This window comes from Rhodococcus sp. 14-2483-1-2 (assembly GCF_002259405.1).
Taxonomy (GTDB): domain Bacteria; phylum Actinomycetota; class Actinomycetes; order Mycobacteriales; family Mycobacteriaceae; genus Rhodococcoides.
Genome location: NZ_NPFW01000014.1, coordinates 258322 through 273134 on the forward strand (window position 1 = coordinate 258322; position 14813 = coordinate 273134).

A 14813-nucleotide genomic window follows, 5' to 3' on the forward strand; every position below is an offset into this window, starting at 1 on the left:
CCTTGAAAAGAAGAATGTCTGCCCTGGGTTTCACCCTCGTGGCACTGTGTGCGTCCCTGTTCGCAACGGGGCCAACAGCTTCGGCAGCCCCCGCGCCGACGATCCCCGATCCGGACGTCTTCTACGCTGCACCGGCCGACATAGCCGATCATGCGCCGGGTGACATCCTCGCCAGCCGTCGGGCCGACGCATGGATGTACCCCAACACCGACATCTGGCAACTCAAGTACCGATCGACCAACTCCGCAGGTGCTCCCGTTGCCGCGGTGACCACTGTGCTGATGCCCCGAGGTAGAGGTGCGGGAACGCCACTGGTGTCGTACCAGGCCGTGATCAATGCTCTGGGTGTCAAATGTGCTCCGTCGCATGGCCTTTTCACGTACGAGATCGGTGAGGCTCCGAGCCTGTACCTCGGCATGGTCGCCCGCGGCTGGGCTGTCGCAGTTCCGGACTACCTCGGCCCGAACGGTGCCTACGGGGCAGCGGAGTACGAGGGTCGGTTGACGCTCGACGGAGTTCGGGCGGTGCAGAACTTCGAGCAATTGCCGCTGAAGGAAAGCCCGGTCGCGTTGCTCGGTTACTCCGGTGGCGCACTGGCGACCTCGTGGGCCGGAGCCATGGCACCGACGTATGCGCCGGAGCTGAACATCGTGGCCACCGTGCAGGGCGGTATTCCGGCCGACCTCGAATTGATCGCGAAGAACCTGGGCTACAGCCCGATTCCGCACCCCGCGTTCGGAATGGCACTCGCGGCATCACTCGGGCTCGAGCGTGAATACCCGACCGAGTTTCCCGTCTCGGAGAACCTGAATGCGGCAGGCCTGGCGTTGCGGGATCGCGTCAGCAACGAGTGCAGGCGCAGCATCATCGTCGGAGGAGCGTTTCGCAGTGCGCGCGATCTCTCGAACGTGGACATCGCGTCGTTGCCCTCCGCGCAGGCGGTGTTGAAGAAGAACAGCTTGGTGGACTACCCGGGCGTGCCCACGGCCCCGGTGTACATGTGGCAGGGGGTCAACGACTTCATCACCCCGTTTGCGCCTGTGAAGGAGACGGTCGACCGATACTGTGCGGCCGGAGCCACCGTCCAGTTTCGGGCCTATCCGCTTGCCGAGCACTTCAGCGGATCGCTCGTCGGTCTGCCCGACGCCTACGCCTACGTGGACGCACGATTCCGAGGTGAGCCGGCACCGTCGAACTGCGGCTGATCCTCTCTCGGTGGTGACGTTGTGGAACCAAGGCGATGTTCGCTGCGTCCAAGGGGGTGGGTGGGTTCGACGAAGGGGAGTGGTGTGAGCGTGACCCGGTGGTGGGTGGCGGGAGCGGTCGGCGTGGTGCTGTTCGTCGCGGGATGCGGCGGGGCGACGGAGGGTGCGCCGGTCGCAGAGCCGGCAACGAGCTCGGTGGTTGCGACGCCGGTGGCGGACGAGCCATGGGATCCCTGCACCATCCCGGACAGTGCCGTCGCGGCGGCGGGATTGGATGTGGGCAGCAAAAGTACGAACCTGTTCGGAGACGCGCCACTGTCCGACGATTGGAAGACCTGCATCTGGACGGACCCTGATCCCGAATCGTGGTATTTCCTGGGAGTGTTCTCCTCTCTCCACGACCTCGCTTATCTGAAGGCGAACGAGCAGTTCGGTGACTTCACCTCGCCCGATAGTGCTGGTGCAGTGCAGTTTCGGCGAACTGCGAGTTACGAAGAGGTCAGCTGCGGTGTTGCGTACGAGGTTCACGGAGGGGTTGTGTACTTCATTCTCGACGGTAGGGCGGGGCGCGAGCCCCGAGGCGAACCGTGTTCTGAAATCGGTCGAGTTACGGAATCTTTGCAAGCCAACCTACCGGCGCGGGCACGGTAGATCGAAAGGTAGGGGTTCGATGGCATCAGAGAACGGCGATCTATTCGAGTCGATGCAGTTCTGGAAAAACCTCTCGGAACGTGCCGAGGCAGGGTTGATGGAGATCCCGGAGAGCGTTGCTGCCCAGTGTGATCAGGTCTGCGCTGATTACATCGACCATCTTGCCGAAATGTTGGGGAAGACCAAATTTCTCGTGGATCTCGACGCATTCGGCACCCTTCCTTCGGCTCGACAGCTGGGTCGCAAGTTCAAGCGACTTGCCGATGGGGAAGAGGGGTCGGCGGCCGTCGTGATCAGGCAACACATCGAGGTCGTTCAATTGATGCGGTCGGTGTTTCGACGCTATTTCGTCGAGACCGAAGAGCTCGATCGGAGTGTGGGCGCTCGGATCGGAGGTATCGGGGCGGGCGTGGGGGAGTGAGTTCGCAACCTCACACCCCATTTCTCGACCTCACACCCCCGCTATGACGTGAACCCAGGCGCTCGGTCGGCAAAAAGGGTGTGAGGTCCCGTAGATCCTTGCGGCATACCATCGAACACTGTCCGAATTGTCCGTAACACCAACTCCGGCAACACAATCGAGACAACACTGACGAATCGGATGACTTAGTCTGCGATCGTGAACAACTTCGCAGCTCGTCTGGTGCCGATGCGACCGCGTGATCCCGAGGAGCCGCACAGGGCCGCGAGTCCACTCGAATTGTTCTTCGACCTGGTGTTCGTGGTGGCCGTGAGTATCGCAGCGGTGCAACTCCATCACGCGCTCACCGAGAACCACCTTGCCGACGGTCTGCTCAGTTATGCACTCGTGTTCTTCGCCATCTGGTGGGCGTGGATGAACTTCACGTGGTTCGCCACGTCCTTCGACAACGACGACTGGCTGTACCGCGCGCTGACCGTCGTGCAGATGGCCGGTGTTCTGGTGCTCGCCGCCGGAATCGAATCGGCGTTCGTGGACCAGGATTTTGCCATCGTGGTGCTCGGTTACGTGGTGATGCGCGTGGCGATGGTGACGCAATGGGTCCGCGCCTCGAAAAGTCCCGAACTGAGGAAGACTGCGCTGACCTACGCGACAGGCATTGCGGGAGTGCAGGTTCTGTGGATTCTTTGGGCCCTGCTGCTCGACGGCACCCCAGCCGTCATCGTGTTCGTCGTACTCGCAGGCGTCGAGATGTCGGTGCCGCTGATCGCCGAACGCAACGGCACCACACCCTGGCATCCCCACCACATCACCGAACGCTACGGACTGTTCACGCTGATTCTGCTCGGCGAATCCCTACTCGCGTCGGCCAACGCGATCATCGAAGCGATACACGACGAGACCGCCCTGGCACCGTTGATCTCGATCTCCGTCCTCACCCTTGTCGTCACCGCGAGCCTGTGGTGGATCTACTTCTGGCCCCCGCATCACCGGGCGATCGGCCAGTTCGGCAACTCGGTGGTCTACGGCTACGCGCACTACTTCATCTTCGCGGCAGCGGGTGCGTTCTCGGCCGGCATCGAGGTCGAGATCGACGTATTGACCGAGCACAGCAAGCTCGGCGACGTCGCCGCGTCGTTCACCGTCACGGTGCCGATTGCGATATTCGTCCTCGGTGTCTGGCTGATCGCTATTCGCGCCCACGCGGACCGCATCGTCAACATCGCGGTTCCGCTGGGCGCCCTACTCGTGTTGTTCGACCCGATCATTCCCATCCCGATCACCCTCACCGCAGTCGTCATGATCGTCGTCGTCGGAGTCCTGGTCGCACGCGGGCCAAGAGACGCGGAGCATGAGAAACTGGCCACATGAGTATCGGAACACTGATTCTGCTTCGTCACGGCGAGAGCGAATGGAACGCGTCCAACCAGTTCACCGGTTGGGTGGACGTGCGACTGACCGAGAAGGGCGAGGCCGAGGGCAAGCGCGCCGGCCAACTCCTCGCCGAGGCGGGCATCCTGCCCGACCTGCTGTACACCTCGCTGCTGCGTCGCGCGATCAGCACCGCCAACCTCGCGCTCGACGCTGCCGACCGGCACTGGATCCCCGTCGTCCGCGACTGGCGTCTGAACGAACGGCACTACGGCGCGCTTCAGGGACTGAACAAGGCCGAGACCAAGGACAAGTACGGCAACGAGCAGTTCATGCTGTGGCGTCGTAGCTACGACACCCCGCCGCCGCCCATCGAGGTCGGCAGCGAGCACAGCCAGGACGCCGATCCGCGCTACGCCGACCTGGACAGCGTTCCGCTGACCGAATGCCTCGCCGACGTCGTCGAGCGCCTGATCCCGTACTTCGAGGAGACGATCGTCGCCGATCTGAAGGCAGGCAAGAACGTCCTCGTCGCCGCGCACGGCAACTCGCTGCGTGCGCTGGTGAAGTACCTCGACGAGATCTCCGACGCGGACATCGCCGAACTCAACATCCCCACCGGCATTCCGTTGAAGTACGACCTCACCGAGTCGGACGGCAAGCTGAAGCCCACCAACCCGGGCGGCACCTACCTCGATCCCGAAGCAGCGGCCGCAGGTGCAGCTGCCGTGGCAAACCAGGGCGGTAAGTAGCTCTACGGCGCTCGAACCGACGTTTTGTCGTAACTGCAGGTGAACGATCGAAGAACACTGCCGACGGGGACTATGACGACCAGGGAAATGCCTGCACCCTGCGTATGTGAGCTGTCCATCGAACGTACGATTCCGGTGTGAGTGTTGCATCGGCCGTACTACTGGCTATCGCCGCGGCCTTCGTGGGATACCTCGTCGGCGGTGTTCTGATTCCCTACCTCAACACCCGACACTCGGAGCGCCGCCGAGCCACGTCCGGGCTCACGATGTCGCAGGTACTGGACCTGATCGTCCTCGCATCCGAGAGCGGCATCGCCGTCGTCGACCAATTTCACGACGTCGTGCTGTCGAATCCGCGAGCCGAGGAGCTCGGGCTCGTGCGTAACCGTCTGATCGACGACCGGGCCTGGGATGCCGCGCTCAAGGTCCTCGCCGACGGCAACCCCGTCGAAGTCGACCTCAGCTCGAAGAACCCGAGAACCGGCCGGGACAAGATCGCCGTCCGCTGCGTCGCGCGCCTGCTGAGCAAGGAAGACAAGCGGTTCGTGGTGCTCTTCGCCGACGACGATTCCGAGCAGGTCCGGATGGAGGCGACGCGTCGGGACTTCGTGGCCAACGTCAGCCACGAACTCAAGACGCCCGTCGGCGCGATGAGCCTGCTGGCCGAAGCGCTGCTCGAATCGGCCGATGATCCGGCGTCCGTCCGGCACTTCGGCGGCAAGGTCGTCGCCGAATCCAAACGGCTCGGCAACATGGTGACCGAACTGATCGCCCTCTCGCGACTGCAGGGTGCAGAGAAGCTCCCCGACCTCGAGGTCGTCGACGTCGACACCGTCGTCAACGAGGCGATGGACCGATCCAAACTCGCCGCCGAGAACGCCGGTATCTTCGTCACCACCGACCACCCGAGCGGCCTCGAAGTTCTCGGCGATCAAGCGCTGCTGGTGACGGCCCTGGCCAACCTCATTCAGAACGCCATCGCCTACTCCTCGGACGGTGCTCCGGTGTCGGTGAGCCGCGCCCTGCGCGGAGACAACGTCGCGTTCGCCGTCACCGACCGCGGCATCGGCATCGCCAAGGAAGACCAGGAACGCGTCTTCGAGAGATTCTTCCGCGTCGACAAAGCTCGGTCGCGGGCAACCGGTGGCACAGGCCTGGGCCTGGCCATCGCCAAACACGTCGCAGCCAACCACAACGGCAGCATTTCGCTGTGGAGCAAGCTGGGCACCGGATCCACCTTCACCCTCCAGATCCCTGCGTACTTCGAAGAAGAAGACGACGCTTCGGTTACAGAAAGAGAGAATCAGTGACCAACGTTCTGATCGTGGAAGACGAAGAGTCGTTGGCCGATCCACTGGCCTTCCTGCTCCGCAAGGAAGGTTTCGAGGCCACGGTCGTCGGAGACGGACCGTCGGCACTCGCGGAATTCGATCGCGCAGGGGCGGACATCGTGCTGCTGGACCTCATGCTTCCGGGCATGAGCGGAACCGACGTGTGCAAGCAATTGCGTTCGCGTTCAGGCGTTCCTGTGATCATGGTGACCGCACGCGACAGTGAGATCGACAAGGTCGTCGGGCTCGAACTCGGTGCCGACGACTACGTCACCAAGCCGTACTCGGCACGCGAACTCATCGCCCGGATCCGCGCGGTTCTGCGACGCGGCTCCGACGCCGAGGTCGACGGTGGAGTCGACACCGGAGTGCTCGAAGCCGGACCGGTGCGAATGGACGTCGAACGCCACGTGGTGATGGTCGGATCCGAGCAGATCACGTTGCCGCTCAAGGAATTCGATCTGCTCGAGTACCTGCTGCGCAACTCCGGTCGCGTACTGACCCGCGGACAGTTGATCGACCGGGTGTGGGGAGCCGACTATGTGGGCGACACCAAGACACTCGACGTGCACGTCAAGCGACTGCGCTCGAAGATCGAATCCGATCCGGCCAAGCCGGAACACCTGGTGACAGTGCGCGGACTGGGCTACAAGCTCGAGGGGTAGTGCGCTGCGCGCAGTGGTGCGGTCGAGTGCTCTCCAGGGCACATGACCACACCACTGCCGGAGGCACTTATCGGCGCTGCGCCTCACGGGTGGCGGGATGCACCGCGATCAGACCCAGACCACGGCGACGCTTGCACAGCGACGCCAATTCCTCGTAGGCGGCCTTACCGAGCAGCTCGGTCAGTTCCGGCTTGTAGGACTCGAACACCTGCTTCGATCCGACGTGCGCATCGGGCGAGCCCGAGCAGTACCAGTCCAGATCGAGACCACCCTCGCCCCAGCCGCGTCGGTCGTACTCGCCGATCGTGGTCTTGAGAATCTCGGAGCCGTCCGGCCGCGTCACCCAGTCCTGGGTGCGCCTGATCGGCAGCTGCCAGCACACGTCGGGCTTGACCTCGAGCGGCTCGATGCCCTTGCGCAGCGCCATCGAATGCAGCGCGCACCCGATTCCGCCCTCGAACCCGGGACGGTTCTGGAAGATGCAGGCACCCTTGTAGCGCCGCGTACGCAGCGACTGCTCGTCGTCGAGATCGTCGTATTCGACGTACCCCTTCTTGCCGAGACCCTTGTCCATGAGCTGCCAATCCTGCGGAGTGAGCAACTTCACCGACTCGTCGAGCTTGCGTTTGTCGTCATCGTCGGACAGGAACGCGCCGTGGGAGCAGCAACCGTCGTCGGGTCGGCCCGCGACGGTTCCCTGACATGCCGGAGTTCCGAACACGCAGGTCCAGTTGGACAACAACCACGTCAGATCCGCAGCGATGAGATGTTCCGAATTGTCGGGGTCGGGGAACTCGACCCATTCTCGAGGGAAATCCATCTCGACCTCTGCAGCGAACGACTGCTGCTCACGACCTGATGTCACAAACGTCGACGGTAGACCCAGTACCGTGGGCATGTGCGAATAGGGGTGCTCGACGTCGGTGCAGACGCGGGCTCGAGGCGACTCGTAGCGTTCGTATCGCGGATCATGACGGCCGACCGTGCAGAATTGGAACGTGTCAGCGCCGACAGGTCGCCACAACGGGTGGCCGGGGCTCTGGTAGCGGAGGCGAGCATGCGGGCATCGACAACGAAGTCATTCGAGATATGCCCGTGGGCGCTGAAGGAAGGTTTGATGTTGAGGAAGCTGGACCCCGAAACCGACGGCGATCTGGTGGGGAGTTCGAGATGAGCGACACCAACCCGGAGGACACCGGACAGATCTCGGTTGCCGAGCTGCTGGCCCGAAACGGTCAGAAGACGAACCTGAGCGCAGGCGGTCGCCGTCGCCGTGGCGTCAAGGGCGGCATCTCCGTCGCCGAGCTGACCGGTGAGATCCCCGTCGTTCGGGACGAGCCCGGCAACCGCAGCGCCCTGGTGGTCGAAACCCCGGCTCCCGACGCGTCCGAGCCCGAGACCCCCGACGTCGCCCCGGCAGCGCCGCAGAGCAGCGATGCGCCCGAGGACGACGCACCCGCCGCCGGCTCCTCCCGGCCGCAACCGGCCCGGCCGCAGACCACTCGCCCCACCCCGTTCCAACCGGCAGGCAAGCGCGAGAAGCAACAGCCCGAGCCGGAGCTGCTGTCCGGCTCCACCACGGTTGCCGGGGACCTGCTCAACCGTTCGCACGACGACACCGAACGCGCCAAGCGTCCGGCTGCGCCCTCGACGCCGACGCCGGATCGGCTCCCGTACGGATCCACCCCGGCCGAGCAGGGACGGACCCGCAAGCCTGTGGGATTCCGGGCATCGCGGCAGGTCGAGGTGGCCGAGCCGAACACCGACGTCGCTCCGCGAGCAGCGCTCGTCGACGTCGACGACGTGGCCAAGACCGCGGTGTCCCCGCGCATCCGACGCGCCGACGACAAAGAAGCCGGGTCTGCCGACAAGGACATCTCGACCGACGAGCCGACGGAGGTCCAGGCGGCCGCCGCCACCGAGACCGTCGATCTCGTGAAGCCGGAGATCGACGACGAAGAAAAGACCACGACCGACGTCGAGCCCGACACCGAAACCGCGTCGGACACGGAGGCCGACAGCGCGACTGCGGCCTCGCGCACCGACCGCCGGGCAGCAGCGGTCAAGGGCAAGGGCGGTGCCGTCCGGCAGTGGCTGGTGCTGATCGGTCAGGCAGTGGTGTCGATCGCCGTCGGCGCGCTGCTGTTCAAGGGCTTCGAGCAACTGTGGGACGTGTTGCCGTGGGTCGCTCTGGTGCTGTCGGTGCTGGTCATCGTCGGGCTCGTCGCGGTGGTGAGGATTCTGCGACGCACCGACGATCTGATATCGATCGTCATCGCGATCGCCGTCGGTGTCTTCGTCACGCTCGGTCCGCTCGCCTTCCAGCTCAGTACCGGCTGAGTCGGCACTCCGATGGGCGCGAAGCGAATTCGGGTGGGACTGTCCACGGCCTCGGTCTACCCGCAGAACACCGAGGCGGCGTTCCGCTACGCGGCGGAGCTCGGGTACGACGGCATCGAACTGATGGTGTGGGCCGAGTCCGTCAGCCAGGACGTCGACGCGGTGGCCGCGCTCTCCCGGGAGTACTCGATTCCGGTGCAGGCCATCCATGCGCCGTGTCTGCTGATCTCACAGCGAGTGTGGGGATCGGATCCGGTCGCCAAACTCACCCGCTCGGTCGAGGCGGCCGAGAAGCTGGACTCGGCGACGGTCGTGGTGCATCCACCGTTCCGGTGGCAGCGCAAGTACAGCGACGGCTTCGCCGATCAGGTCGCCGAACTCGAATCGAACTCGCACGTGGTGGTCGCGGTCGAGAACATGTTCCCCATGCGCGCCGACCGCTTCTTCGGGCGCAAGGAGAAATCCGCGCAGCGACTCGAACGACGTGGTGGGCCGGGCGCAGCACTGTCGGCGTTCTCGCCGTCGTACGACCCGACGGACGTCGGCCACGGTCACTACACGCTCGACCTCTCGCACACGGCCACCGCAGGCTCGGACGCGCTCGAGATGCTCGACCGGATGGGCGAGGGGATCGCGCACCTGCATCTGGCCGACGGCCGGGGCGCATCGGTCGACGAGCACCTGATCCCCGGCCACGGTAGTCAGCCCTGCGTGGAGGTGTGCACCGAACTGGTACGCCGCGGCTTCGAGGGTCAGGCAGTGATCGAGATCAACACACAGAACGCGCGGACGGTCCCCGAGCGTTCCTCGATGCTCGGACAAGCACTGCAGTTCGCCCGCGCACACCTGTCCTGATGCCGCCGGTAAGTTGTCGGGAATGAGTTCTGCCAGCCCCTTCACAGCCGCCACCACCCTGACCGCGCTCGAGGTGGCCGCCGACACCGCGTCCTTCGCGGGCGCGATCGACTCCACCTGGACCATCGGTCCGAAGGTGCACGGCGGCGTGATGCTCGCCGTCTGCGCGGCAGCAGCGCGCAAGCACATCGTCGCGACGGACCCGGATCAGGCCGAGATCCAGCCGCTCGCGGTGAGCGTGAGCTACCTGGCCGCTCCCGATCCCGGCGAGGTCGCGCTGACGACGGTGGTGCGCAAGCGCGGTCGCCAGGTCTCGCACGTCGACGTCGAACTCACCCAGGCCGGACGCGTTGCCGTGCGGGCGGTGGTGACCCTCGGTCGTCCCGATTCCGACGACCCTCACCACGAGACGCCGACGTCGTTGGCGTCCATGGCCGTGGAGCCGCCCGCGGAGACCCTTGCGGTTGCGGGCGATCATCCGATGGCGTCCATCGTGCACGTGGCCAAGGGCTGCGAGATGCGTATCGACGAGTCCTCGGCGTCGTTCCTGACCGGTAAGCAGGGCGAGGCGGAAATTCGATTGTGGGTGCGACCCTTCGCGGGCGACGAGGCCGACGTCGACACGGCGGTGTTGTTCGCTCTGATGACCGGAGACATCTCGGCTCCGGTGACCATGAACCGCGGAATGTTCGGTTGGGCTCCGACCGTGCAGCTGACGACCTATCTGCGCCGCCGTCCGGCACCGGGCTGGCTGCGCGTGGCGGCGACCAGCACCGTCATCGGCAGCACCTGGTTCGAGGAGGACCACGTTGTGCTCGATTCCACCGGTGCCGTCGTGGTGCAGAGCAGACAGTTGGCGATGGTGCCGCGCTCGAACTGACATGGCAGGCTTGTTCGCATGACGAGAATTGCAGTGATCGGCGGCGGACGGATCGGTGAGGCGTTGATCGCGGGACTCCTCGAGTCCGGCCACGCAGTGCGCGATCTGGTGGTCGCCGAGAAGTCCGAGGCCCGCGCCAAGGAGATCGCCAAGGAATTCGGTGTGCTGACCACCTCCGTCGGCGATGCATCGGAGGGTGCCGACGTGATCGTGCTGGCGGTCAAGCCGGCCGACGTCGAGACGGCACTGACCGAGATCACGAAGATCGAGCTCGACGGCGATCGCGAACAGCTCATCGTCTCCCTGGCCGCAGGCGTCCCCACCGCCAAGTTCGAGCCCAAGCTGCCCGCCGGCTTCCCGGTGGTTCGGGTCATGCCCAACACCCCGATGCTCGTGGGCGAGGGCGTCAGCGTGTTGGCACCGGGCAAGTACGCCCGCGCCGAGCACCTCGAACTGGTCCGTTCGATCCTCTCGGCCGTCGGCAAGGTGGTCGTGGTCAAGGAACATCAGCTCGACGCCGTGACGGCGGTATCCGGGTCGGGTCCGGCCTATTTCTTCCTGGTGGCGGAGGCCATGATCGACGCGGGAGTGGGCCTTGGATTGACCCGCGACGTGGCGTCGGCGCTCGTGGTTCAGACGATGGTGGGGTCGGGGGCGATGCTCGATCGCTCCGACGAGAGCGCGAGCGAGCTCCGATATGCGGTGACTTCTCCGGGCGGAACCACCGCCGCAGCGGTCCGTGAACTGGAGCGAAAAGGCCTCCGAGCAGCGTTTTTCGATGCCCTCGGTGCCGCAAATGCCCGATCCATTGAGATGGGCATCACAGCAGAATAAAAAATCTTTTCCCCACACCCGTCGCAGTAACCCCATCTGTCCCTATAGGCTCGGGGGCAGCACGTGCGTGTCTGTTCGGCAGGAGGGGAAGCCTGCCGCATGAGACGTGCCGGAGGTATGTGGATTGATGGCGTCTATAAACAAGCCGTCCAAGGGTTCGTCCCCGGACGGTCAACCGGCTCTGGCCGGAACGCAGTTCCTCACGGTCGCCGAAGTGGCGACGCTGATGAGGGTTTCGAAAATGACCGTGTACCGGCTGGTGCACGGCGGAGAATTGCCCGCTGTACGAGTGGGTCGATCTTTTCGTGTGCACGCCAAGGCGGTCCACGACTATCTCGAGACCTCGTACTTCGACGCAGGCTAGTAGTGCACGTGGGGCCGGTTTCGTAAGTCCTGGTTCACACCGGTAGGATTGGCGCTCGTCGTGCCAGCCAGCCGGTGTGCAGCCGTGGGCGAGTACGTGGCCCCAGCGCCAGCTCGGTGACCAAGGCTTTTGGCTCGAGGCCCTTGGGCTTGGTTGTCAGGTAGGCGTACGCAAACGGCGTGCGCGAAAACGCTAGAGAAGAACGTGAGGACACCCGCATGGGTTCAGTGATCAAGAAGCGTCGCAAGCGCATGTCGAAGAAGAAGCACCGCAAGCTGCTTCGTCGTACCCGCGTGCAGCGCAGGAAACTCGGCAAATAAGCCTGCCGTCATTTGCTTCACGAGGAAGCCCGTCACCATCGGTGGCGGGCTTCTTCCGTTCGAAGAACGGGCTTTGCTTCTCACCCACGCCGACCCCTGATGATCCAGTAGGCTTTGCAGCGGAACCGACGTTGGGGGTGCGCAGTGAGTCCGAGCGATCGTGGATCGGCTGCGCCCCGAGTGGTCCTCGTGACCGGAGCGAGCCGGTTCCTCGGCGGCTACCTCGTCACCAGGCTGGCCCAGAATCCGAACATCGAGCGTGTCATCGCCGTCGATGCGGTCTCTCCGAGCAAGGATCTGCTGCGCCGCATGGGGCGCGCAGAATTCGTCCGCGCCGACATCCGTAATCCGCTGATCGGCAAAGTGATTCGCAATGCCGGCGTCGACACCGTCGTGCACGCAGCCACCGTCGCCAAGCCCCCGAAATCCGGTGGACGCGCGACGATGAAGGACCTCAACGTCATCGGCGCGATGCAGCTGCTCGCGGTCTGTCAGAAGTCACCGACCGTCGAGCGGGTCGTACTGCGTTCGTCGTCCTCGGTGTACGGCTGCAGCGCGAAGGACCCGGTGAAATTCACCGAGGAGATGAGCGCCCGACGCCCCCCGAGCGGTGGGTACGCGCGGGACTCGATCGACATCGAGGGATACGTGCGCGGTCTCGGGCGTCGACGACCGGACATCGCGGTGTCGATCCTGCGCATGGCACCGCTGATCGGTCCACGACTGAACGGCACCATCTCGCGCTACATGACCTCGCCGCTCATCCCCAGCATCGTCGGTCGCGACGCACGCATGCAGTTGCTGCACGAGGAAGACGCCCTGGCTGCGCTCGAGCGCGCGACCCTCGGCGGGTCGGCCGGCACGTTCAACATCGGAGCCGACGGCACGATCATGCTCTCCCAGGCGATTCGCCGAGCAGGCCGCGTTCAGGTGCCGGTACCGTTTCCGCTGTTCAAGAGCGTCGGCCGCGCCCTGATGGGCGGCATGATGCGCGAGTTCACCACCGAGCAGCTCGACTACTTCCATTTCGGCTGTGGACTCGACACCACCCGCATGCGGTCCGTCCTCGGCTTCGAGCCGCGGTGGACCACGGTTCAGGCGTTCGACGACTTCGTCCGAGGCGCAGCGCTGCGGCCGGTCATCAGAACCGAATGGGTGGACAGCGTCGAAGATCGACTGGTCTCGGCCGTCGAAACGGGCGCGTCCACGGCGCGTGCCCTGGCAGCGCTGCGCAGTTCGGGAGGGGACAGGTGAGCGACGTGGCCAAAGTGATTCCATTGCACGGCGGCACGTCCGGCCGCTCGGCCCGCGCGGCTGCGGGCTCGCGTGAACGGCACCCCTCCGCCTACGCCGATCCTCGAGAGCCGACGCCGTTGCTCGACCCGGCTCCCGCCGACGCGTCGGCTGTGACGCCGTCGATCCCGACTCCGTTGCTGTCGATGATCGACGACACCAAGTCCACGATCGTCGACCAGATCTCCTCGGTCGCCGAGTTCGTACGCAGGCGTCTGGCCGGTGACTACAGCGTCGACGAGTTCGGCTACGACCCGCACTTCGCCGACGCGGTCTGGCTCCCGTTGCTGCGGCCGCTGTTCGACAAGTGGTTCCGCGTCGAGGTCAAGGGCATCGAGAACATCCCGTCCGACGGCGGTGCGCTCGTCGTCGCCAACCATGCTGGTGTCATCCCCGTCGATGCGCTGATGGCGTCGGTCGCCGTGCGCGATCACCACCCGGCGCACCGGCCTCTGCGAATGTTGGCCGCCGACATGGCATTCGAGATGCCCGGCGTCGGTACGATCGCGCGCAAGGCCGGGCACACGCTCGCATGCAACCCCGACGCCGAGCGCCTGCTGCGTACCGGCGAGGTCGCCGCCGTGTTCCCCGAGGGGTTCAAGGGCATCGGCAAACCGTTCAGCGAGCGCTACAAGTTGCAGCGATTCGGTCGCGGCGGATTCGTCTCGGCCGCTCTGCGGACGGGTGTGCCGATCATTCCGTGCTCGATCGTCGGCTCGGAAGAGATCTACCCCAAGATCGGCGACATCGCACCACTGGCTCGGTTGATGGGCATGCCCTACTTTCCGGTCACGCCGTTCTTCCCGCACCTGGGCCCGCTGGGTCTGATCCCGATGCCGTCCAAGTGGTACATCGAGTTCGGCAAGCCGATCCCCACCGATGGATACGACTCCACCGCCTTCGAGGATCCGATGGTGCTGTTCGAGTTGACCGACCATGTACGCGAAACCATTCAGCACACGTTGTATCGACTGCTGGCCAAGAGGCGCAACGTCTTCTTGGGTTAGACGCTCGGGTTATCGTGTGGCAGTGCATATTCGCGACACTTCCGCTGCCGATCTACCCGAGATTCTCGACATCCACAACGATGCGGTCGCCAACACCACCGCCATCTGGGACGAAGAACAGGTCGATCTCGCCGACCGCACGGCCTGGTTCGAAGGACGGATCGCCGCCGGGTACCCCGTCCTGACGGCCGAGGTCGACGGACGGGTGGCCGGATACGCGTCGTACGGGCAGTGGCGGGTCAAGAGCGGCTACCGGCACTCGGTGGAACACTCGGTGTACATCCACCGAGATTTCTACCGTCGCGGGCTGGCCAGTGCGCTCCTGAGCGAGCTGATCGAGCGAGCGAAAGCACACGACATACACGTGTTGGTGGGGTTCATCGAGTCCGAGAACACCACGTCGATCGCTCTGCACGAGAAGTTCGGATTCGTCACCGTCGGACAGATGCCGCAGGTGGGCGTCAAGTTCGGTCGGTGGCTCGACCTGACGCTGATGCAGCTCACGCTCTGATCGCCGTCACCCG

Annotated in this window: 17 protein-coding genes and 1 pseudogene; 17 read left to right on the forward strand and 1 reads right to left on the reverse strand. The window is 64.8% G+C overall.

All coding sequences use genetic code 11. The annotated features are described in order from the left end of the window. Positions 1 to 14: 14 nt before the first annotated feature. From CH295_RS14710 to CH295_RS14740, 7 genes are all read left to right on the forward strand, one after another. A complete protein-coding gene (locus CH295_RS14710) occupies positions 15 to 1205 on the forward strand; it encodes a lipase family protein (protein ID WP_230596130.1) in 1191 nt (396 codons plus the stop codon). Positions 1206 to 1289: 84 nt separating this feature from the next. Then, positions 1290 to 1856: a DUF3558 domain-containing protein gene (locus tag CH295_RS14715; RefSeq protein ID WP_252342048.1), complete on the forward strand. Its 567-nt coding sequence runs from the start codon at positions 1290 to 1292 to the stop codon at positions 1854 to 1856. 19 nt (positions 1857 to 1875) lie between these two features. Beyond that, entirely contained in the window at positions 1876 to 2277 is a 402-nt protein-coding gene (locus CH295_RS14720; RefSeq protein ID WP_094741126.1) for a hypothetical protein, read from the forward strand. A 228-nt stretch (positions 2278 to 2505) separates the two neighbouring features. Then, on the forward strand, positions 2506 to 3648 hold the full coding sequence (locus CH295_RS14725; protein ID WP_094741200.1) for a low temperature requirement protein A: 1143 nt from the start codon (positions 2506 to 2508) through the stop codon (positions 3646 to 3648). Then, on the forward strand, positions 3645 to 4400 hold the full coding sequence (locus tag CH295_RS14730) for a phosphoglyceromutase (protein ID WP_037186924.1): 756 nt from the start codon (positions 3645 to 3647) through the stop codon (positions 4398 to 4400). Before CH295_RS14725 ends, CH295_RS14730 begins: the two co-directional genes overlap by 4 nt. A gap of 137 nt (positions 4401 to 4537) precedes the next feature. Continuing rightward, a complete protein-coding gene (locus tag CH295_RS14735) occupies positions 4538 to 5710 on the forward strand; it encodes a sensor histidine kinase (protein ID WP_037186927.1) in 1173 nt (390 codons plus the stop codon). Beyond that, a complete protein-coding gene (locus tag CH295_RS14740; protein ID WP_032393874.1) occupies positions 5707 to 6396 on the forward strand; it encodes a winged helix-turn-helix domain-containing protein in 690 nt (229 codons plus the stop codon). Before CH295_RS14735 ends, CH295_RS14740 begins: the two co-directional genes overlap by 4 nt. Positions 6397 to 6463: 67 nt before the next feature. Here CH295_RS14740 and CH295_RS14745 read toward each other — a convergent pair whose 3' ends face one another. Beyond that, a complete protein-coding gene (locus tag CH295_RS14745; protein WP_170945923.1) occupies positions 6464 to 7216 on the reverse strand; it encodes a DUF3109 family protein in 753 nt (250 codons plus the stop codon). A gap of 114 nt (positions 7217 to 7330) precedes the next feature. Here CH295_RS14745 and CH295_RS14750 point away from each other — a divergent pair. The 10 genes and pseudogenes from CH295_RS14750 to CH295_RS14795 form a co-directional block, all read left to right on the forward strand. Then, a pseudogene (locus tag CH295_RS14750) lies at positions 7331 to 7570 on the forward strand (Ppx/GppA phosphatase family protein); the annotation flags it as partial. Beyond that, positions 7567 to 8736, forward strand: a complete 1170-nt coding sequence (locus tag CH295_RS14755) for an Rv0497 family membrane protein (RefSeq protein ID WP_094741127.1) — start codon at positions 7567 to 7569, stop codon at positions 8734 to 8736. The pseudogene CH295_RS14750 and the gene CH295_RS14755, both read left to right, overlap by 4 nt. Positions 8737 to 8748: 12 nt before the next feature. After that, a complete protein-coding gene (locus CH295_RS14760) occupies positions 8749 to 9591 on the forward strand; it encodes a sugar phosphate isomerase/epimerase family protein (protein ID WP_037186935.1) in 843 nt (280 codons plus the stop codon). A 22-nt stretch (positions 9592 to 9613) separates the two neighbouring features. Next, complete coding sequence (locus CH295_RS14765) at positions 9614 to 10471, forward strand: thioesterase family protein (protein WP_037186938.1); 858 nt, start codon at positions 9614 to 9616, stop codon at positions 10469 to 10471. 18 nt (positions 10472 to 10489) lie between these two features. After that, positions 10490 to 11305 carry a pyrroline-5-carboxylate reductase gene (gene proC, locus CH295_RS14770; RefSeq protein WP_094741128.1) on the forward strand — a complete coding sequence of 272 codons (816 nt, stop codon included), beginning with the start codon at positions 10490 to 10492 and terminating at the stop codon, positions 11303 to 11305. A gap of 127 nt (positions 11306 to 11432) precedes the next feature. After that, positions 11433 to 11669 (forward strand): helix-turn-helix domain-containing protein, encoded by a 237-nt coding sequence (locus tag CH295_RS14775; RefSeq protein WP_008713658.1) that lies wholly within the window; start codon positions 11433 to 11435, stop codon positions 11667 to 11669. A 218-nt stretch (positions 11670 to 11887) separates the two neighbouring features. Then, positions 11888 to 11989 (forward strand): 30S ribosomal protein bS22, encoded by a 102-nt coding sequence (locus CH295_RS14780; protein WP_003402602.1) that lies wholly within the window; start codon positions 11888 to 11890, stop codon positions 11987 to 11989. A gap of 144 nt (positions 11990 to 12133) precedes the next feature. Further along, on the forward strand, positions 12134 to 13243 hold the full coding sequence (locus CH295_RS14785; RefSeq protein ID WP_230596131.1) for an NAD-dependent epimerase/dehydratase family protein: 1110 nt from the start codon (positions 12134 to 12136) through the stop codon (positions 13241 to 13243). Continuing rightward, positions 13240 to 14289 carry a lysophospholipid acyltransferase family protein gene (locus CH295_RS14790; RefSeq protein ID WP_037186946.1) on the forward strand — a complete coding sequence of 350 codons (1050 nt, stop codon included), beginning with the start codon at positions 13240 to 13242 and terminating at the stop codon, positions 14287 to 14289. Before CH295_RS14785 ends, CH295_RS14790 begins: the two co-directional genes overlap by 4 nt. A gap of 22 nt (positions 14290 to 14311) precedes the next feature. After that, on the forward strand, positions 14312 to 14800 hold the full coding sequence (locus tag CH295_RS14795; protein ID WP_037188661.1) for a GNAT family N-acetyltransferase: 489 nt from the start codon (positions 14312 to 14314) through the stop codon (positions 14798 to 14800). Positions 14801 to 14813: the final 13 nt, after the last annotated feature.